The sequence below is a fragment of the Sorangium sp. So ce145 genome (genome assembly GCF_051525985.1).
Taxonomy (GTDB): domain Bacteria; phylum Myxococcota_A; class Polyangia; order Polyangiales; family Polyangiaceae; genus Sorangium; species Sorangium cellulosum_B.
Genome location: NZ_CP150315.1, coordinates 1,941,550 through 1,961,150, shown reverse-complemented (window position 1 = coordinate 1,961,150; position 19,601 = coordinate 1,941,550). Strand labels below are relative to the sequence as shown.

At 71.7% G+C, this 19,601-nt stretch carries 17 protein-coding genes; 13 read left to right on the top strand and 4 right to left on the bottom strand.

Going from position 1 to position 19,601, the window contains the following annotated elements; translation table 11 throughout:
• Positions 1-2: 2 nt before the first annotated feature.
• The 9 genes from WMF34_RS07410 (at position 3) to WMF34_RS07370 (ending at position 10,520) form a co-directional block, all read left to right on the top strand.
• Positions 3-848: a PPK2 family polyphosphate kinase gene (locus WMF34_RS07410; RefSeq protein WP_012234030.1), complete on the top strand. Its 846-nt coding sequence runs from the start codon at positions 3-5 to the stop codon at positions 846-848.
• Between the two features lie 377 nt (positions 849-1,225).
• A complete protein-coding gene (locus WMF34_RS07405; RefSeq protein WP_437992846.1) occupies positions 1,226-1,795 on the top strand; it encodes an RDD family protein in 570 nt (189 codons plus the stop codon).
• A gap of 16 nt (positions 1,796-1,811) precedes the next feature.
• The gene (locus WMF34_RS07400) at positions 1,812-2,672 is read left to right on the top strand and encodes an RDD family protein (protein WP_012234028.1); all 861 of its coding nucleotides are present in this window, start codon (positions 1,812-1,814) and stop codon (positions 2,670-2,672) included.
• A complete protein-coding gene (locus WMF34_RS07395) occupies positions 2,669-3,649 on the top strand; it encodes a stage II sporulation protein M (protein ID WP_012234027.1) in 981 nt (326 codons plus the stop codon). Before WMF34_RS07400 ends, WMF34_RS07395 begins: the two co-directional genes overlap by 4 nt.
• On the top strand, positions 3,646-4,443 hold the full coding sequence (locus WMF34_RS07390) for a hypothetical protein (RefSeq protein ID WP_012234026.1): 798 nt from the start codon (positions 3,646-3,648) through the stop codon (positions 4,441-4,443). The genes WMF34_RS07395 and WMF34_RS07390 overlap by 4 nt, the downstream gene beginning before the upstream one ends.
• On the top strand, positions 4,440-6,539 hold the full coding sequence (locus WMF34_RS07385) for a DUF4350 domain-containing protein (protein ID WP_437992845.1): 2,100 nt from the start codon (positions 4,440-4,442) through the stop codon (positions 6,537-6,539). The genes WMF34_RS07390 and WMF34_RS07385 overlap by 4 nt, the downstream gene beginning before the upstream one ends.
• A complete protein-coding gene (locus tag WMF34_RS07380) occupies positions 6,536-7,501 on the top strand; it encodes an AAA family ATPase (RefSeq protein WP_012234024.1) in 966 nt (321 codons plus the stop codon). The genes WMF34_RS07385 and WMF34_RS07380 overlap by 4 nt, the downstream gene beginning before the upstream one ends.
• Before the next feature lie 5 nt (positions 7,502-7,506).
• Positions 7,507-8,802 carry a DUF58 domain-containing protein gene (locus WMF34_RS07375; protein ID WP_012234023.1) on the top strand — a complete coding sequence of 432 codons (1,296 nt, stop codon included), beginning with the start codon at positions 7,507-7,509 and terminating at the stop codon, positions 8,800-8,802.
• A gap of 149 nt (positions 8,803-8,951) precedes the next feature.
• On the top strand, positions 8,952-10,520 hold the full coding sequence (locus WMF34_RS07370) for an AbgT family transporter (RefSeq protein ID WP_012234022.1): 1,569 nt from the start codon (positions 8,952-8,954) through the stop codon (positions 10,518-10,520).
• Between the two features lie 135 nt (positions 10,521-10,655).
• Here the strand turns inward: WMF34_RS07370 and WMF34_RS07365 are convergent, their stop codons facing one another.
• Positions 10,656-10,844 carry a hypothetical protein gene (locus WMF34_RS07365; RefSeq protein ID WP_437992844.1) on the bottom strand — a complete coding sequence of 63 codons (189 nt, stop codon included), beginning with the start codon at positions 10,842-10,844 and terminating at the stop codon, positions 10,656-10,658.
• 799 nt (positions 10,845-11,643) lie between these two features.
• On the opposite strand from WMF34_RS07365, the gene WMF34_RS07360 reads away from it, so the two are divergent.
• Positions 11,644-12,231, top strand: a complete 588-nt coding sequence (locus WMF34_RS07360; protein ID WP_012234021.1) for a sugar O-acetyltransferase — start codon at positions 11,644-11,646, stop codon at positions 12,229-12,231.
• A gap of 10 nt (positions 12,232-12,241) precedes the next feature.
• Positions 12,242-12,817, top strand: coding sequence for a TetR/AcrR family transcriptional regulator (locus WMF34_RS07355; RefSeq protein ID WP_012234020.1), 576 nt, complete (start codon positions 12,242-12,244; stop codon positions 12,815-12,817).
• Positions 12,818-12,859: 42 nt separating this feature from the next.
• On the opposite strand, the gene WMF34_RS07350 is transcribed toward WMF34_RS07355, so the two are convergent.
• The 3 genes from WMF34_RS07350 to WMF34_RS07340 form a co-directional block, all read right to left on the bottom strand.
• Positions 12,860-13,978, bottom strand: coding sequence for a DUF4185 domain-containing protein (locus WMF34_RS07350; RefSeq protein ID WP_437992843.1), 1,119 nt, complete (start codon positions 13,976-13,978; stop codon positions 12,860-12,862).
• Positions 13,979-14,161: 183 nt separating this feature from the next.
• The gene (locus tag WMF34_RS07345) at positions 14,162-15,994 is read right to left on the bottom strand and encodes a sensor histidine kinase (RefSeq protein WP_437992842.1); all 1,833 of its coding nucleotides are present in this window, start codon (positions 15,992-15,994) and stop codon (positions 14,162-14,164) included.
• Positions 15,995-16,263: 269 nt separating this feature from the next.
• On the bottom strand, positions 16,264-16,698 hold the full coding sequence (locus WMF34_RS07340; RefSeq protein ID WP_012234017.1) for a GNAT family N-acetyltransferase: 435 nt from the start codon (positions 16,696-16,698) through the stop codon (positions 16,264-16,266).
• A gap of 115 nt (positions 16,699-16,813) precedes the next feature.
• Here WMF34_RS07340 and WMF34_RS07335 point away from each other — a divergent pair, with 115 nt between their 5' ends.
• The gene (locus tag WMF34_RS07335) at positions 16,814-17,587 is read left to right on the top strand and encodes an endonuclease/exonuclease/phosphatase family protein (protein WP_437994623.1); all 774 of its coding nucleotides are present in this window, start codon (positions 16,814-16,816) and stop codon (positions 17,585-17,587) included.
• A 273-nt stretch (positions 17,588-17,860) separates the two neighbouring features.
• A complete protein-coding gene (locus WMF34_RS07330; protein WP_437992841.1) occupies positions 17,861-19,585 on the top strand; it encodes a serine/threonine protein kinase in 1,725 nt (574 codons plus the stop codon).
• The last annotated feature ends 16 nt before the right edge of the window (positions 19,586-19,601 follow it).

Below are 19,601 nucleotides of genomic sequence, written 5' to 3'. Positions count from 1 at the left end.
GCATGCCCATCACGCGACTCACGAAGCCTGATTCGAAGTTTCGCCTCGATGACGTCTCGACCGATCCGCCTCGGGACGCGACGAAGCAGGAGGCAGCGGAGCGGCTCAAGGAGCTCGGCGAAGAGCTGCTCGAGCTGCAGGAGCTGATGTGGGGGGCGAGGACGCACAGCATCCTCATCGTCCTCCAGGGCCGCGACGCGGCCGGCAAGGACGGGGCGATCAAGAACGTCGTCGGCGCGCTGAACCCGCGCGGCGTCACGGTGAGCTCGTTCGGCGTGCCCACGAAGGAGGAGCGGGAGCACGACTTCTTGTGGCGTATCCACCGGCAGGCGCCGCGCGCGGGGGAGTTCGCCATCTTCAACCGCTCTCATTACGAGGATGTGCTCGTCGTGCGCGTGCACGACCTCGCGCCCAAGGCGCTGTGGGGGGAGCGCTACGGTCACATCAACGACTTCGAGGAGCTGCTCGCCGAGCACGGGACCATCGTGATCAAGTTCTTCCTGCACATCAGCAAGAAGGAGCAGGAGAAACGGCTGCTGGAGCGCGAGGAGAACCCGTCGACCGCGTGGAAGCTCAACGTGAACGACTGGAAAGAGCGGGAGCACTGGGACGAGTACACCGAGGCTTACGACGAGGTCTTCCGGCGCTGCTCGGCCAAGCACGCGCCCTGGTACATCGTGCCGGCCGACGCGAAGTGGTACCGCAACCTCGTCGTCGCCGAGACCGTGGCCGAGACGATGCGGGAATACCGCGACGGCTGGCTGAAGACGCTCGAGCGGAACGGGAAGGCGGGCCGCGAGGAGCTCGACGAGTACCGGAGGTCGCGGGGTGGGCGGAACAAGGGGTGAGCGCGCCCGACCGATATCCGCTCTAGCGGGTGCAGAACGCAAGTCGCACGCTGCGACCTGCGTGGGGCCCTGATGCCATGGCATGGAGTCCACGCGAAGGATTCCGTGGTTGCATGAACCATCGATTTCCCCCCAGCCGGCGGGGCCGAGCGACGACCTTTGTGCTCGTCGACGATCTCGACACGTGATTTCACGCGGTGCAGTCAGGAGGTCGTCCGCGGTGGCCGCCGGGGGACGGCCCTTGGCTCGCCGACGTGCGCGTCTTTCAGGGAGGCCGCGGCCGGGCGCCGCCGCGCGTGCGCCGTGTGGGGCCGAGCGGCTCGGCCAATTGACGCGCTGCCGCTCGGGTGATGCAATTCCGACGAGGAGGAGGGGGCATGCAGCTCGACGATCCCAGGCACGAGTACAACCCGTACGCCGCACCGACGACCGACGACGCGCGTTCCTATGGCGAGGACGAGCCGGGCGAGCACGTCCTCGCCGAGCGCGGCACGCGGCTGGGCGCGCGGATCCTCGACAACCTGCTGCTCGTCGGCTCCGTGCTCCCCGTCCTGTTCTTCTTCGGCGTCACCGACGAGCTCGGTAAGCTCGCGCGTGACGAGGAAGCGCTCTACCTGAGGCTCGGCATCGGCGCGCTCCTCGGCCCGGTCCAGCTCGTCATCTACCAGTGGTACCTCATCGCCACGCGCGGGCAGACGCTCGGGAAGAAGTGGACGAAGATCAAGATCATCAAGGCGGACGGCTCGCGCGTCGACTTCATGTCCGGCGTCGTCGTCCGCAACTGGCTCATCGCGCTCCCCGGCCTCATCCCCGCCGTCGGCCAGCTGCTCAACGGGATCGTCAACCTGGTCGACGGCCTCATGATCTTCAGCGATGATCGCCGCTGCCTGCACGATCGCATCGCCGGCACCAAGGTCGTCGTCGCCCCGCCCAAGGCGGGATCCTGATCGCCCTCCTCGCCGCATGATCCACCGCGAGACGCTCCGTGAGCCGCTCGACACGAGCGCCGAGATCGAGACGCCGGAGCACGTGCGGTTCCGCCACCAGATCGCGGGCCCGGCGCGGCGCGCGCTCGCGTACCTCATCGATCTGGTGGTGCGCGGCGTCATCGTCTTCGCGGTCGGGATGCTCGCCGCGATCGGCGGCATCGCGGTGGGGCCAGCGCTGCGCGGCGCGTCGACGGGCTTCGTGCTGCTGGTCCTCTTCGCGATCGAGTGGGGGTATTATGTCTTCTTCGAGACCCTCTGGAGCGGCTGCACGCCCGGCAAGCGCGCCCTCTCGCTGCGCGTCGTCACCGACGGCGGCCAGCCGCTCCGCTTCGGGGACAGCCTGCTGCGCAACCTGCTGCGCGCCGCGGATCTCCTCCCCCCGTTCATCGATCCGCTCTCGTTCCTCGGCACGTACGCGGTCGGCCTCGCCGTCATGGGTCGTGATCCGCGCTTCCGCCGCCTCGGCGATCTCGTGGGCGGCACCCTCGTGATCGTCGAGGCGCGCCACACCGTCGCCGGCCCGCTCGTCCTCCGACCTGCGCCGAGCCCCGCGGAGCTCTCGAGCCTGCCCGCGCGCCTCCCGCTCTCCGGCGAGGAGCTCGACGCCATCGAGCTCTTCCTCCGCCGCCTCGATCGCCTCTCGCCCGCGCGCGCGAGCGAGCTCGCGGAGATGACCGCGCCCGTGTTCGCGCGGCGCATGGGCGTCCGCTACAAGGACGCGACGCGCTTCCTCGGCGTCCTCCACCACCGCGCGCACGCGCACCGCGGGGGCCAGGAGGGGGCCGCGACCGGCCCGAAGCCCCGCCGCAAGCGCAAGAAGGAGGTGAGCGCGTGATCGGCGCCCGCTCCCAGGACGAGTTCGTCGCGGCCCGCAGGCCGGACTGGCAGGAGCTCGATCGCCTCCTCCTCCACGACAGCGGCTCGCTCGCGAAGAAGGACGGCGCCGCCATCTCGCGCCTCGCCGCGCTCTACCGCTCGCTCTGCACCGATCTGATGCGCGCGCGCGCGGCGCGCTACACGCCCGATCTCACCGCGTACCTCGACGCGCTCGCCGCGCGCGCGCACGCGGCGCTCTACGGCGCGGAGCCCTTCCGCCTCCCCGACATCGTCTCCTTCTTCACCCGCGATTTCCCGCGCGCATTGCGCGCGAACGGCCGCTTCTTCGCGATCGCCTGCGCGCTCTTCTTCCTCCCCTCGCTCGTCGGCATCGCGGGCGCGCTCGCCTCCGACGAGTTCGCCACCCACGTGCTCCCGAGCCCGGTGCTCCAGGGCATGGCCCAGATGTACAGCGAGGGGCTCAACGGGCGCGACGCGGGCACCGACACGGGCATGGCGGGGTTCTACGTCTTCAACAACGTCGGCATCGCCTTCCGCTGCTTCGCCACCGGCGTGCTCTTCGGCGCGGGCAGCATCTTCTTCCTCATCTACAACGGCCTCTTCACGGGCACCGTCGTCGGCCACGTGATGAGCGTGGGCCACGGCGGCAACATCTGGACGTTCATGTGCAGCCACGCGCCCTTCGAGCTCACCGCGATCGTGATCGCCGGCGGCGCGGGGCTCGAGATGGGCTACGCGCTCGTCGAGACGCGCGGCCGCACGCGCGTCGGCTCGCTGCGCCGCGCGGCGCCGTCGATCGTGCGCCAGATCCTCGGCGCGGCGGCGATGCTGCTGATCGCCGCGGGGATCGAGGGCTTCTGGTCCCCCTCGGGGCTCCCCCCGCCAGTGAAGTGGGCGGCCTCGGGCGTCTTCTCGCTGCTCATCGTCCTCTACCTCGCGCTCGCGGGTCGCCCCGCGCAGGAGGCCTCGCGATGAACCTCGGCGCCTCCGCGATCGTGCTGCGCCCGCGCCCGCTCTCCGAGATCCTCGATCTCGCCTGCCGCCTCTCCATGTCGCTCGCGCTCGGCCTCTACGCGCGGCTCTCGGCGATCCTCTTCCTCCCGATGCTCGCCGGCTGCCTCGCGCTGCGGCACGCGGCGGGCTGGTCGTGGCTCGAGGTGTGGGGCGTCGCCATAGCGCTCGGCGGCGTCGCGCAGGGCGTGTTCACCGTCGCGGTGGGGCGCCTGCTCTTCTCGGAGGAGCTCAGCGCGGGCCAGGTGCTCCGCCTGTTCAAGGCGCGCCTCTCGTCGTACCTGTGGATGCTCTTCCTGAGCCGCCTCCTGCTCGCCGCGGCGGCGCTCCCGATGTTCCTCGGCCTCCCCCTCGCCTGGCCGCGCCTCGTCTTCGTGCACGAGGCCAGCTTGCTCGAGGCCGCGCGCGCCGGCGACGCCATCCAGCGCAGCAGCCGCTTCGTCACCGGCCGCGTCGCCGCGGTCCTGGGCGCGCTGATCGCGCTGCTCCTCGCGCAGGCCGGCATCGCGCTCACGGCGGAGCTGCTCGGCCAGTCGCTCGTCGACGCGATCCTCCAGCTCGGCAAGCCGTTCGGCGCGCTCCTCGACGACGGCGGCTCGCCCTTCGCGCTCGCGGGCTTCTTCGCCGGCATCCCGTACGTCGCGACCGCGCGCTTCCTCCACTACATCGACGCGCGCACGCGCGCCGACGGCTGGGACATCCAGCTCCGCTTCCTCGCGATCGCCGCGCGCGAAGGCGAGAAGAGGGCCGCCGCGTGAGCCGCCGCGCGCGCCTCTTCGCCGCCCTCGTCGCGCTCTCCGCTGGCGCGCCGCTCGCGCGGGACGCCCGGGCGGAGGACGTGGAAGAGAACGTCCAAGAGAACGTTCACTGGAGCGTGCGCGACGTCCTCGAGGACGATCGCTACCGCTTCTGCCACGAGGACGACTACCCGCTCACCCCCGAGGAGCACGCGTGGTGCCCGATCATCGCCGGATCGAGCGACGTGTGCCCGGAGCTCCCCGCCGCGTGCAAGCTGCCCCCGGTCGAGCTCTCGAGCTCGGCCGCGTCCGGCCGCGGCGGCCGCGGCGGCCGCGACGCGTCCGGCAAACATCGCGCGGGCGGCGCGCCGACCGATCGCGGCCCGAGCGAGGACGAGCGCCGCCGCCCCGGGCCCGAGATGCGCGTCGATCTCTCGGGGATGAGCTTCCTCGCGTCGGCGCTCTTCATCGGCCTGCTCGTGGTCTTCTTCGGGGGGGTGATCCACGCGCTGCTGAAGAACCTGCTCCGCGATCGCGCGCCCGCCGAGGAGGCCAAGGAGGAGAGGGCGCCCGCGCGCGGCCCCACGCCCGAGGAGACGGCGAGGCGCGAGGTCGAGACCGACGTGCAGCGCCTGCTCGCGCGCGCGCGCAGCCACGCGGCCCGCGGCGACTACGCGCGCGCGATCGACGACGCGTACGCCGCGCTCCTGCGCCGCCTCGACGGGGATGGTCTCATCGAGATCCACCCCTCTCGCACCAACGGCGACTACGTGCGCAGCCTGCGCGAGCGGCCCGATCTCAAGGGCGCGATGCGATCGATCGTGCGCGACGTGGAGGGCGTGCAGTTCGGCGTCACGCCGCCCTCCGAGCCGATCTTCCGCGCGGTGATGGACCGCGTCGTCCCGCTCGTGAGCCGCGGGCTCGCGCTCGCGCTCGTCGCCTTCGGCCTCTCCGCCGCGCTCTCTTGCGTCTCTTGCACCCCGCACGCCGGCGGCGGCGACGAGGGCGGCGGCGATCGGTCGCCCTCGGGCACCCAGGCGGTGCTCGAGGTGCTCAAGGAGCAGGGCTTCAAGGCGCGGCGCCGCGGCGAGGCGCTCGCGGCGCCCGATCGCGGGCTCGCGCTGGTGGTGCTGCCGGGCGCGGCGATCGACGACGCGACGTGGAAGGACCTCTTCGCGTGGGTGCGCGACAAGGGCGGCACGCTCTTCCTCGCCGGGCTCCCGCGCCTGCCCGACGAGGTCGAGCTCGGCCTGCGCGTGGCCCAGGACGCCGAGACGTCGACGGCGCTCGCCGCGGACTGGTCGCGCGGGCTCCGCGCCTCGCTCCCGCCCGGCAAGCGCCTCGTCGAGGCGAACGGCGACGAGCCCGAAGACCTCTACATGATCCTCCGGGGCGAATCGTCCTCGACCGCGGGCGTCGTCCGCCGCCTCGGCCAGGGAAAGGTCGTCGTCGTCGCGGACGATCGCCTCGTGTCGAACGTCTCGCTCGCGGCCCCCGACAACGCGCAGCTCTTCCTCGATCTGCTCCGGTTCGCGCCGTACGCGACCGAGGTCGAGATCGTCGACGAGTGGACGGGCGTCGGCGCCGAGACGCCCTTCGAGGCGGTGCGCGAGGCGAACCTCTGGCCCGTGATCGCGCAGCTCTTCCTGCTCCTCGCGCTGCTCTATCTCTGGAAGGGCAGCGCCTTCGCGCGCCTCCGCGATCCGCCCGCCGCGGGCCGGCGCGCCTTCGCCGATCACGCCCGCGCGCTCGGCCTCGCCTACCGGCGCGCGCGCGCCTCGCGCCACGCCGCGGGCCTCTACGCGAGCTGGGCGCTCGATCGCCTGCGCGAGCGCGTGCACCGGTCCGGCCGGCGGGGCCTCATCCCGCTCGCCGAGGCGATCGCCGCGCGCACCGGCCGCCCCGAGGCCGAGGTGATGCGCGTGCTGGTCGAGGCCTCCGGCGCCCGCGAGGACGCCGCGCCCGCCTCGTCGCTCCGCGCGCCAGAGAGCGCGCGCGGCGCGCGGCCCTCGCCTCGCTCGCGCGACGGCGCCGCCGCCGATCTCGAGCTCGTGCGCGAGCTCCAGGGCTTCCTCGACGCGACCGGTCAGCGAACCTCCGATCGAAAGACGACATGAACCCGATTGAATTCCGCGATCGCTTCGATCTCCTCCGCCGCGAGGCCGGCAAGGTGCTCCTCGGCCAGGACGATCTCATCCTGCACACGCTCGTCGCCGTCCTCGCCGGGGGCCACGTGCTCATCGAGGGCGTGCCCGGCCTCGGCAAGACGCTGCTCGTGCGCACCCTCGCGCACGTGCTCGGCGCCACCTTCAAGCGCATCCAGTTCACGCCCGATCTGATGCCGAGCGACGTCACCGGCGGCAACGTCTTCAACCAGAAGGAAGACCGCTTCGTCTTCCACGAGGGGCCGATCTTCACGCAGCTCCTCCTCGCTGACGAGATCAACCGCGCGCCCGCCAAGACGCAGAGCGCGCTGCTCGAGGCGATGCAGGATCTCGCGGTCACCTCCGACGGCATCACGCGCGCGCTGCCGGATCCGTTCTTCGTCATCGCCACGCAGAACCCCATCGAGTCGCAGGGCACCTACCCGCTGCCCGAGGCGCAGCTCGATCGCTTCTTGATCCAGGTCAACGTCAAGCACCCCTCGCAGGCGGTCGAGAGGCTGATCCTCAAGAACCACGTCAACGGCTTCCACGCGGCGCGCCTCGATCGCTTCGAGATCCAGCGCGTCGCCACCGCCGCCGAGCTCGTGCAGATGCGCGAGGGGCTCGCGCGGATCCGCGTGGACGACGGCATCATCGAGTACATCGCCGACATCGTCGGCCGGAGCCGCGTGCACCGCTCGGTCTACCTCGGCGCCTCGCCGCGCGCGTCGATCGGCCTGCTCGCGGTCGCGCGCGCCATGGCCGCGAGCGAGGGCCGCGAGTACGTCATCCCCGACGACGTGAAGGCGCTCGCGCCCGCCATCCTGCGCCACCGGCTCATCCTGCACCCCGACGCCGAGATCGAGGGCGTGAGCGCCGACGACTGCGTCGATGACATCCTCCGCGAGGCCAAGGTGCCGAAGACGGCGGCCTGAGCGCGATGATCCCCTCGCGCGCCCTCGTCCTGCTGGCGATCGTGCCCCTCGGGCTCGCGGTGGCGACGCTCGTCGATCGCACGCTGCTCCTGCCCATGCTCGCCGCGGACGCGGGCATCGCGCTCTGGGCCGCGATCGACGCGCTGCTCGCGCGGAAGCCGCTGGTGACGGTGAAGCGCCACGCCCCCGCGGTGCTCTCCATCGGGCGCCCGAACCTGATCACGCTCGAGATCCGCTCGCTCTCGCGCCGCAAGCTCTCGATCGAGGTCGCCGACGATCTCTTCGATCACGCCGAGAGCGACGACCTGCCCGTGAAGCTCGAGCTCCCGCCCAGGGAGCGCGCGACGGCCCGCTACCACGTGCGCCCCACCCGCCGTGGCGCGCACGTGATCGGCGATCACCACGTGCGCTACCTCTCCCCGTTCGGCCTCTGGATCCGGCAGGTCACGGTGCCGGCGGAGACGCCGGTCAAGGTGTACCCCGACGTGCAGGCCGTGCGCACCTTCGAGCTCATGGCGCGCCAGGATCGCGATCCGTCGGCGCTGCGCGCCTCGCGCAAGCGCGGCGGCGAGAGCGAGTTCGAGCGCCTGCGCGAGTACCGCCGCGGCGACGAGTTCCGCTCCATCGACTGGAAGGCGACCGCGCGGCAGAAGAAGATCATCAGCCGCGAGTACCAGCTCGAGAGCAACCAGAACCTCCTCTTCCTCCTCGACGCGGGCCGCCTGATGACCGCGCAGACGCAGGGGCTCTCGCTCTTCGATCACGCGCTCAACGCGAGCTTGATGCTCTCGCACGTCGCCGCGCGCGGCGGCGACCGCGTGGGCCTGCTCGCCTTCGCCGACGGCATCAAGAGCTACGCGCCCCCGGTGAGCGGCGCGGGCGCGGCCAAGCACGTGCTCTCCGCGGGGTATGACCTCTACCCCGAGCTCGTCGAGACCAACTACGGCTCGGCGTTCCAGCACGTGGGCCTGCGCGTGCGCAAGCGGAGCCTGATCGTGCTCTTCACGCAGGTCGTCGACGACGTCGCCGCGAGCGAGCTGCTCCGACTGATGCGCGGGGTGATGCCGCGCCACCTGCCGCTCATGGTGCTGCTGCGGGACGTGGAGATCGACGCGCTGGTCGAGGGCGGCGACGCCGACCCGTACACGCGCGGCGCCGCAGCCGAGCTCTCGAGCTTCCGCGACCGGCTCGTGCGCGACCTCAAGAACCACGGCGCGCTGGTGCTCGACGTCGCGCCCGGGCAGCTCACCGGGCAGCTCATCAACCGGTATCTCGAGATCAAAGCGCGCCATTTGCTCTGATCTGCGCGGCGGCCCTGGCGCCCATTGCTGCTCCGGCAGCAATCGCTGCTGATCCATTGCTCCTGCAGAAGCACACCGGCGCCGGCCCGAGCGGCCGATCACGGCTCAGCGCGCCACGCTCCGCGGGGAGATCGCTTTAAGATGAGCGCATGTCCAGCGAGCAACCCGAGCAGTCCCTTCCCCTGCCCCGCGCCGAGCTCCGCGGGGCGAGCCGCGTCCTCGACGCGCTGGAGCGCGCCGGCAACAGGCTGCCTGATCCGGCGGTCCTCTTCGTCCTGCTGGCCGCGGTGGTCGTGGTCCTCTCCGCGGCGCTCGCGACGCTCACGTTCGGCGAGATCGACCCGCGCACGAAGCAGCCGCTCGTGATCCACAGCCAGCTCTCGGGCAAGGCGATCACGGAGTTCCTCTCGACCATGGTGCAGACCTTCACGAGCTTCCCGCCCCTCGGCGTGGTGCTCGTGGCCCTGCTCGGGGTCGGCATCGCCGAGCGCTCGGGGTTCATCAACGCCGGCCTGAAGAAGGTCCTCGCGGTCACGCCGAGGGTGCTGCTCACGCCGATGCTGATCCTCGTGGCCATCGCGAGCCACACCGCGGCGGACGCGGGGTACGTGCTCGTCATCCCGCTCGGCGGCGTCATCTTCCAGGCCGCCGGCCGGCACCCGCTCGCGGGCATCGCCGCGGCGTTCGCGGGCGTGTCGGGCGGCTTCAGCGCGAACTTCATCCCGTCGAGCCTCGACCCGCTGCTGCAGGGCCTCACGCAGGCCGGCGCGAGCATCCTCGACCCGAAGCGCACCGTGAACCCGCTCTGCAACTGGTTCTTCTGCAGCGCCTCCTGCCTCGTGATCGTCGCGGCCGGCTGGTACATCACCGACCGCGTGATCGAGCCGCGCGTCGCCCGGACCCCCGTGGACGCCGCGCCCGAGGGGGAGCAGCGCATGACGGCGGCGCTCACCCCGCGCGAGGCGCGCGCGCTCTGGCTGGCCCTCGCGTCGATGGCGGCCAGCGTCGCGCTGCTGGTCGCGGCGAGCGCGCCGGCCTCGTCGCCGCTGCGCGCGCCGAGCGGGCAGCTCACGGTCAGCGGCGCGCCGCTCATGGGCGCGATCGTCCCGCTCATCTTCCTCTTCTTCCTCGTCCCCGGGCTCGTCTATGGCTACGCGGCCGGCACGTTCACGAGCCACCGCGACGTCATCGACGGCATGAGCAAGACGATGAGCACGATGGCCTATTACCTCGTCATGGCCTTCTTCGCCGCGCAGTTCATCTCCCTCTTCAACCGCTCGAACCTCGGCGCGCTCCTCGCGCTGAAGGGCGCCGCGGGGCTGCAGGCGCTGGCGCTCCCGAGCGCGGTGACCATCGTGGGCGTCATCCTGCTCACGGCGATCACCGACGTCCTCATCGGGTCCGCATCGGCGAAATGGGCGCTGCTCGCCCCGATCCTCGTGCCCATGCTCATGTCGATCGGCATCTCGCCGGAGCTCACGCAGGCGGCGTACCGGATAGGGGACTCGACGACGAACATCATCTCACCGCTGATGGTGTATTTCCCGCTCGTCGTCGTCTTCTGCCAGAAGTACGTGAAGGGTACGGGGATCGGCACGCTCGTCGCGCTGATGGTCCCTTACTCGGTGACCTTCCTCGTCGCCTGGACGCTGTTCCTTCTCGCGTACTGGCAGCTCGGGCTCCCGCTCGGGCTCGACGCGCCCTATGTCTACCCCTGATCATGGACCTCTCCGGGGCGGCCGCGCACGAGCCCGCCCTGGAGCCACGTCCTACCGTACGGCGCCCGGCGCGATGAGGTGCTGGCCTGGGCACAGCTCCTGAAGCCGGCCCGTTCAGGCGGCGAGGGAGCGCGCTCACGGGCAGCCACCGCCCGGACAGGTGTTGCACGTGACGGTGATGCCGCCCGATGAATCGTCGACGCGGCACGCGGGACAGCCCGGATCAGCACATTCGCAGGTGACAGGGCCAGTTCCGCAGGGATTGGCGATGCACGTCCCGAAGAAGGCGCCGCCCTGGATCACCGAGCAGATCTCGCCGGGCATGCACTCCTGGCTGCCGGTACAGGGAAACGCGGCGCAGGGTCGCGTCTCGAGCGTCCACCCCGATGCGAGGCAGGTCGCGACCGTGCGCTGGCCGTCTTCGCAATCGCCATAGAAACACGAGGGGCCGTTTTGCTGCCGGCACTCCGCCTCGGGCACCGGAATGGCCTCCGGGCAAAGCGCGGTCGGAGGCGGTCCGCCTGCGCCGCTGGTGGTCGCGCCGCCGGTCTCCGAGCCTCCCGTGGTCGCGCCGCCCGTCGTCGAGCCACCCGTGCTCGCACCGCCGCCGCCGCCATCCAAACCACCGCCGGATCCAGACGTCGCTCCAGCGCCCGCGCCTCCGCTGCCCCCCGATCCGCTTTCGGCGTTGGTGCTCTCTCCGCCACAGCCATGGAGCGCGGCGAGCACCAGCACAAAACTCCCACGAACGTGAATAAAGGTGGTTCCTGACATGGGCAGAGCGGTTAACAAGCCGTGTACCAAGCGGCCAATTGCACGGGAATCCGAGCAGCTCGTGGCGCTCCTCTGCCGGCCGACCCGATCCAGACGCCAGAGGACGCCGACGTCGTGGCACACCCGTGCGCTGCTCGTGCGAGCGAGCGCCGCGCCCACCGGCGTGTCCTGCGCACATGGTTTGATGGAACATCGCAGCAGCATCGTTCGCCAGGCAGGCGCAGGCCGGCTGGCTGCGCTCGCGCTCCTCGCCCGAACGCCGACGCGTTCGTCCCGGCCGCCGATGTGGACACCCGTTCCTATGAAGTGTACACTCGTCCATATGCCGACCCCTCAGGATTCCCGGTCCATGCGCGAGCGGATGCTCGCTGGCGACCTCTACATCGCCGACGATCCCGAGATCGCCGAGCAGAGCGCGGCTGCGCTCGATCTCGTGGCGGCGTACAACGCGACGTCGCCGCGGCAGCGCCCGCTGCGCCGCCGCTTGCTGGAGCAGCTGCTCGGCGCGATCGGCGAGGGCACCGAGATCCGCCCGCCGTTCTACGTGGACTACGGCTCGCGCATCACCTTCGGGGCGCGCTGCTTCGCGAACTTCGGGCTCGTCGCGCTCGACGTCGCGCCGATCACGATCGGCGACGACGTGCAGTTCGGCCCGAACGTGCAGCTGCTGACGCCGACCCACCCGGTGGAGCCCGAGCCCCGGCGGCAGAAATGGGAGGCGGCGAAGCCCATCACGATCGGGAACAACGTGTGGCTCGGCGGCGGCGCCATCGTGCTTCCGGGGGTGACGATCGGCGACAACACCGTGGTCGGCGCGGGCTCCGTCGTGACGCGCGACCTGCCGGCCAACGTGGTCGCGGTCGGGAACCCCGCCCGCGTGATCCGCGCCCTCGACGCCGCGGGGGCCGCGCAGGCGCCGGGCGAGGCGCGAGGATGACGGAGGCGCGATGAGCGCCGCCAGGGCGAGGCGCGCCGCCCCCGCGCGGCGGGCCCGCCGCCACGACCCCGGGCGCCGGGAGCGGCTCCTTTCGACCGCGCTCGACGTGATCGCCGAGCAGGGCGTCGCCGGCGCGTCCCACCGCTCGATCGCCCGGGCCGCCGACGTGCCGCTCGGCTCGACCACGTACCACTTCGCCTCGATCGACGAGCTGCTCGCCGCGGCGTTCACCCGGCACGCGGACGACATGGCCGCCCGCTTCGAGGAGCAGATGCGCGCCGCGTGCGACCGCGGGGCCGCGGTCGAGCTTCTCGTCGAGCACCTCACCACGGCCCTGCTCGGCTCGGAGCGCGACCTGGTGCTCAGCGTCGAGCTCTACGTCGCCGCCGCCCGGAGGCCCGCGCTGCGCGCCGTCACCCAGGCCTGGATGCTGCGGAGCCGGCGCGCGCTGGAGCTCCACTTCGACCCGGTGACCGCGCGGGGGCTCGACGCGCTGATCGAGGGCCTCGTGCTGCACAGCGCCCTGTCGACGGATCCCATGGCGCCCGAGCAGATCCGGCACGCCATCCGCCGCTTCACCCGCTGAGCCCCCGCGGGAGATTGCCCGTCAGGGGCGAGCGCCCGCCGGTCACTTCAGCACGACGCGGACGAGCGCGAACTCCGACCCGAACCAGCCGCTCGTCGGCCGCGAGTACGTGATGTACTGCACCCGGCCGCCGTCCTCCTCGTACTCCGCGTGGTGAACCGCGTCGTACGGCGCGCGCTCCTCGGGGGCCGTGTACAGGGTGGCCTCGTCCGACCAGGGGCCGGTGAGGTCCGGGGCGGTGCGCGCCACGATCCGGTGGTCGAACGGGGGCGAGTAGACCGCGAGCCACGCCCCGAGGTGCTCACAGTACGAGACGGACATGATGGGCGCGCCGTCGAACAGCGCTGCGGCATCCCCGGCGTCGTCGCTCCAGCCCTCGCCGTCGAAGTAGCGGAAGGCGCCCCGGTCGACGGGCGTCTCGAGCGGCACGCGCGCGAGGCTGCACGGCTTGGAGTGACTGCCGTCGCACGCGAAGGTGTACAGGTCGTCGCCGTGGGCGACCAGCGCGGCACCCCAGCCTGGCTCACCTTCCCCGAAGAGCAGGTCGGGGTGCTCGGCGCTCGCGTCCACGATCGGCCGCTCCGGCGCCTCGTCGAGGCCCTCCCAGATCGCGAACGACTGGCCCACGCCGCGGAAGTTGAAGTCGCCCGGCTCCGCGTAGATGAGGCCATAAGGGATCAAGGCCCGGTCGCGCGCCGCATCGAACACCGGCGCCCCGGGCCACACCGCCCAGCGGGCGCCGCACGGCGCCTCGGCGCAGTCATCGCCGGCGTGAGCGTCGTTGAACGCCTGCTCGTCCGCGGTGGGCGCGATGAAGTACCCCGGCGCCCCCACGCCATCGGCCGGCGAGGAGAAGCCACCGATGCCGTCGGACGCGTCGAGATCGTCCGAGATGTCGAACGAGTTATGGTGCCAGTTCGTCCCGGCCTCGTCCGCCTGCGTGAGAACGGTATCGCCATAGACCCAGACCGACTTGCCCCACGCGACAGCGCTGTCCCCGCCGTCGCGCCCTTCGATCCACGCCCCCTTCTCGACGACGCCGATCTCCTCGGCAGACGCGACGCCTGGCCCCGGCTCCCCGCCACACGCCGCGAAGACCAGGTGAATGATGACGATGGGGACAGAACGGGCGAGCGCGACGGAGCGGCGTACAGAGCTCATGATGCCATCATCCTACGGCCGTCGGCGTCGCAGCTCGTCGGAGCAGATTTCTGCCTTCGAGGGCTCGACTTCTCTCGTGCACCGGAGAGCCTCTCGTGAGGCCGAGCGGCGAAGAGGGAGGGGCGGGCTCCGAGCGGGACCGGTCGACGATGCGGAGCGACCTGTCGATCTGGATAGGCTTATTCAAGGAATCGACGGCTTGTCGAGCAGGTCGACCAGCGTGGCACTCAGCTCGCCATCGTCTTCGACGGCGGACTTCGTCCTTTCAGGCGCGCGGCGTTTTGCCTGCGGGCGCTTCCGCTCCGGCCTGGTTCGCGTTGCCTCCAGCGGCTCCACGACGTGCTCGATGGGCAGCTCGACGACGAAGGTCGAACCCATGCCGAGCGCGCTCTCGACCCGGATCGAGCCGCCGTGAGCCTCGACGATCTGCCTGGCGACGAAGAGGCCGATGCCCACCCCGGCGTAGTCGCGCGACGAGACAGCGCGCTCGAACCGCTCGAAGATCCGCGCCGTGTTCTCGGGGGCGATGCCGATTCCATGATCGCGCACCGCGATCACGGCCGTGTCCCCGCGCCGCAGTGCGCTGACCTCGACGGGGGCGTTCGCGCCATACTTCAGCGCATTGGACACGAGGTTCGTCACCACCTGCTCGATCCGCAGCGCGTCCCAGCAACCGAGGATCTCGCGCTCGACGTGCAGACGCAGCGCGCAGCCCGCCTGCGCCAGCACCCCCCGGAGCGGCTCGACGGCCTGACGCACCACCTCGGCGAGATTGACTCTCTCCAGCTCGAGCTCGAGGCGACCCGCCTTGATGCGCGACAGATCGAGCAGCTGATCGACGAGCCGCGTCAGCCGCGCGACCTGTCGAAGGCTCCCCTCCACCGCGCGGGCGGTGGGGTCGTGCCGGACGGTCGCCGGCTCGCCGCCGCCGAGCCTGCGCTCCAGCGCCTGCAGCGTGAGCTGGAGCGCGGCGATGGGCGTTCTGAGCTCGTGGGACGCGATGGAGAGGAACTCGTCTCTCTCTCGGACGGCAGCCTGGGCGGCCTCCTCGCGGAGAGCGAGTCGGCCGCGATCTTCCACGGCCCTCCCCCGATCCCGATCGATGCATTCCAGCGCGGCAGCGCTCTTCCAGATGTGGCGCACGATGAGGACGACGCAGCCGACGACGAGGAGCGACGACTCGAACGCCGAATCGTAGAGGCCGAGCTTCCGCCCCTTCACGATCACCCAGCCGAGGACGAACGGCGCGCCGAACGCGGCGAGAATCAGGCGGCGTGCCATCACGCCGCCTGCCCCCGCGCTCATCAGCAGCTCGACGCCGCTCAGCTCGGGCCGCGCGCACAGGACGCCGGCAGACAGCACCAGAAAGAGCAGCGCCGTATGCAGCGCCATCGCTGTCGTCGCTCCGACGCCATAAAGATACCCCTCCCCGAGCACATATCCGAGCACCGCCAGCTGCCCGAACAGCGCGATCAGCACGACCATCGCGAAGAAGAGCCGGCGCACGCGCCGCGCCTTCGCGTCGAGGAGGCACAGCGCCGTGCCGAGGAGGAGAAAGCAGATGGCCGCCGTGATAGCCATCCTTCCGAGGTGAGGGGTGCCGACGGCGCCCGGCCCTTCCCGAAAGAGAATTTGATCGATATGGAACGGCAGGTTCAGCGCATATTCCAGGAACGTGAGCAGCCCGACGACAGCGACTCCGCCGGCGCACGCCCGCGAAAGCCGGCGCGTCCATAAGCTCGATCCCGCGCGGCAGTGGAGCCACAGCGACGCGGCGGCGGCAAGGAAGGCCAGCGCCGTGTTCGCCTTCATGGTCACGAAGGTCGGATGAACACTCTTGAGAGTCTGAACATCGAGCCACCAGCCCACCAGGACGGCCCCGGCGGTCACGACGGTGACGGCGCTCGCGGCTCGTGGGATGATCCCAATCCAGCCGAGCAGAGGTGAACCAGGGCGTTCGCGCGGGCAGCCAGGCCCGTCCAATCCGCTGCTTCGCCCGCCCGCTTTCGACATCATTGATCAGGTAGATTGTCTTCGAACACCGCGATGCGCAACGTGCGCTAGAAGGAACACGCTGCTTTCTCGTCGCGCCTCCCAGCGCCGCGCTCTACGAGTTTTTTTGGCATCTTCGGGTCTGCGATCGGTACAGGGGCAGCGCAGGCGAAGCGGCGGGGTCCGCCCGGCCGCGGGTGGAATGGCAGAGGTCGCGACCTGTTGTGGCGCGCCGAGCACGCCAATGGCCGTCGCCATCCCCGGCCGGACTTCTATCCCCAGCGCCCGCCGGCTCAGGCCATCCGCCGGACCATCCTCGTGTGCGGGATCCCCGCCTCGTCGAAGATCGGCCCCTCCTCGACGAAGCCGAGCTTGCGATAGAACGCCGCTGCAGCGACCTGGGCGTTCAGGACCAGCGCGCGCGCGCCCTCGGCCCCGGCGACGCGGATCGCCTCCTCCATCAGCCGCCGCCCGAGGCCCGCGCCGCGAAGGTCTTTCCTGACGGCGACGCGGCCCACCTTGAGCGCGCCCTCGTACGGCAGGAGCCGCATCGTCGCGACGACCTCGCCGCCTTCGAGGACGACGAAATGCCGCGCGACGGGGTCGAGCTCGTCGATCTCGATGTCCTCGGGCACGGACTGCTCGACGACGAAGACCTCGCGCCGGAGGCGGAGCGCGGCGGCGTAGAGCGGCGAATCGCTGCGGATCGGGAGGACGTCGCCGGCCATGCCCGCTTCGTGTGCCGTCTCGGGCGCCGCGTCCACCCGATTCAGCGCGCCTTTCGACCGCTCCGCGCAGACGCCCAGGCCTCGGAGGAGCTAGCCTGATCGGACCGTGAAGATCATGACCTTCAACATCCTCTTCGGCGGCGAGGATCGGTTCGAGGCGATCCTCGCGATCGTCGCCGCCGCGCGCCCCGATCTGCTCGTCCTCCAGGAGTGCGTGGGCTGGGAGGACGGCGCCCGGCTCCGGGCCGTCGCCGAGGCGATCGGCGCGCCCGCCGGCGAGCGGCACGCCGTCCTGGGCAACGCCAACCCGCGCCCGAACGGGAGGCGCAACCATGTCGCCGTCGTCAGCCGGGCGCCGCTCGCCGGCGCGCGCGTGCACGCGCCCGAGGCGCTGGCCCACTGCCTCGTCGAGGTCGAGCTCTCGCTCGGCGGCGAGCCGCTCGTGGTGCTCGGCACCCACCTCAACGCCGGCAGCGAGGATCGCCGGCTCACCGAGGCCCGCTGGCTGCTCTCGCTCGTGCCGCCCGCCCGGTTCGCCGCGGGCCTCTGGGCGCTCGCCGGCGATCTCAACGCGCTGTCGCGCCGCGACCCCTACCCCGCGGACCTCGGCGCGCGCCTCGCGGCGGCCGGCATCGAGAAATACGGCAGCCCGCCGCGGTTCGACACGATGGATTCGATCGAGGCGTTCGGCTGGGCCGACGCCCTGCTCCTGAGGCCGCGCACCTCGCGCTGGTTCACCGCGCTGCGCGGGCGCGACGGCGCGCAGGTGGAGACGCGGACCGACTACGTGCTGCTGTCGCCGCGGCTCGCCGGCCGGCTCGCGCTGGCCGACGTCATCGACGTCGGCGCCGCGTCCGACCACCACGCGGTCATCGCCGAGCTCTCCTGACACCACACGCCGCGCGGAGGATCCGTCCACGCCTCTGCAACTGCAACAGCGAAGCACCGTTCGCTCAGCAATCCTCGGGGCGAGCGCGGCGGCGGCAGCGATCGAGCGGTGGACGGAGCGCGGGTGTGACCGGGTCGGACCGGGACGACGCCACTGGAACAGCACACCACGCGATGTCTTCGGCTCGCCAGCGGCCGACAACATGATTGAATCGGCGGTATCGCGCCCGACACGCGCGGGGGGCTCCGTCACGCAAACGCTTCGGTCCGCGCCATGGATTCACCCTACGGCCTGCAAGCTGGCAGCATCATCGGCGGCGACTTCGAGGTCGTGCGCCCGCTCGGCGCGGGCGGCACGGGCAGCGTCTATCTCTGCCGCCAGCACAGCACCGCGCGCCAGCGCGCCGTGAAGGTCATGCACCCGGTGCGCGCCGTCGACCCGGAGGAGCGCCGCCGCTTCGAGCGAGAGGCGCGAGCTCCCGGGCTCATCGGGTCGCCGCACATCGTCGAGGTGCTGATCGCCGGCGTCGACGGCGTGACGGGCCTGCCGTACCTCGCGATGGAGCTCCTCCGGGGCGAGACCCTCGCGGCCTGCGTCGAGCGGGCAGGCCCGCTCCCGCTCGCGGAGGCGCGCCGCGTCCTCGGGCAGCTCGGGCGCGCGCTCGAGGACGCGCACGGCGCGGGCATCGTTCACCGCGATCTCAAGCCCGAGAACGTCTTTCTGGAGGAAGCCGGCGACGGCGCCGCGCCGCGGGTCAAGCTCCTCGATTTCGGCATCGCCAAGATCATCGCCGACGCGCGCTCCTCGCTGACGGCCGCCGTCGGCACGCCCCTCTGGATGGCCCCCGAGCAATCGCGCGAGAGCCAGGGGGCGCTCCCCCAGAGCGACGTCTGGGCCTACGGGCTCCTCGCGTTCTTCGTCCTCACGGGCAAGCCCTTCTGGCAGGGCCGAGATCTCCCGGCGCTCCTCCGGGAAATCCTGTTCGCGCCCATCCCTACCGCGAGCCGGCGCGCGGGCGAGCTCGGACTGCCGCCCTTCTTCGCCGGATTCGACGCCTGGTTCTCTCGCTGCGTCGAGCGCGACCCCCTCGCCCGGTTCACCAGCGCGTCCGCGATGTGCCCTGTCCTCGAGCGCCTCCTCGACGGCGCCGCGCGCGTGGCGCCGAGCGCGCCGGCGTCGACCGCGCCGGCGTCGACCGCGCCGGCGTCGACCGCGCCGGCGTCGACCGCGCCGGCGTCGACCGCGCCGGCGTCGACCGCGCCGGCGTCGCGTCGCCGCACCTCGCTCCCGCTGCCGGAAGCGTCGCTCGGCGCCGCGGCGGCGCGTCGCCGCAGCTCGCTCCCTCCGCCCGAGGCCTCCCCGGCCGGCATGGTCACGGCGAGGCCGCCCGCCGCGGTCGCCGCCTGCTTCAGCAGCACGCTCGCGGCTCCGCCGCTCAGGGACCACGACGATCCCGCGCCGCCCGCGAGCTCGCCGCCGCCGCGCAGCGAGGGCGGACGCAGGGCGACGTGGCCTTTCCTCCACGCGCTGGATGAAGATCACTGCGTCGCCACCTGGAAGGGCCTCCTCTTCCAGATCTGGCGCCGGCACACCACGGCAGCCGCGGTGAGCGAGATCCGGAGCATCCTGCGCGAGCGCGGCAGCGAGCTGCAGGCGACGCTGGTCATCCTTGAGGAGAACACCGTCCCGGCGGGGCGGGAGGTCCGCGGCTCGCTCGCGGAGCTCTCCAGGGAGCTCGCGGCCCACGGGATGTGCGCCGCGCTGGTGTTCGAGGGCCACGGCTTCAAGGCGTCGCTCGTGCGCAACGTGGCCATCGAGTTCATCCTGCTGAGCCGCTCGCGGCTTCGTTACGAGGTGTTCAGCGCCATGGACGACGCTGTCGCCTGGCTGATGCGCAATCGCCCGACGCGGGACTGGCTCCAGGAGCTGCCGGGGGTCACGGAGGCCCTCCGCCGCGAGGTGGCGGCGCACGCGGCGCGGGCGTCGCAGATGCCCTAGCGAGGAGGCCGGGCGC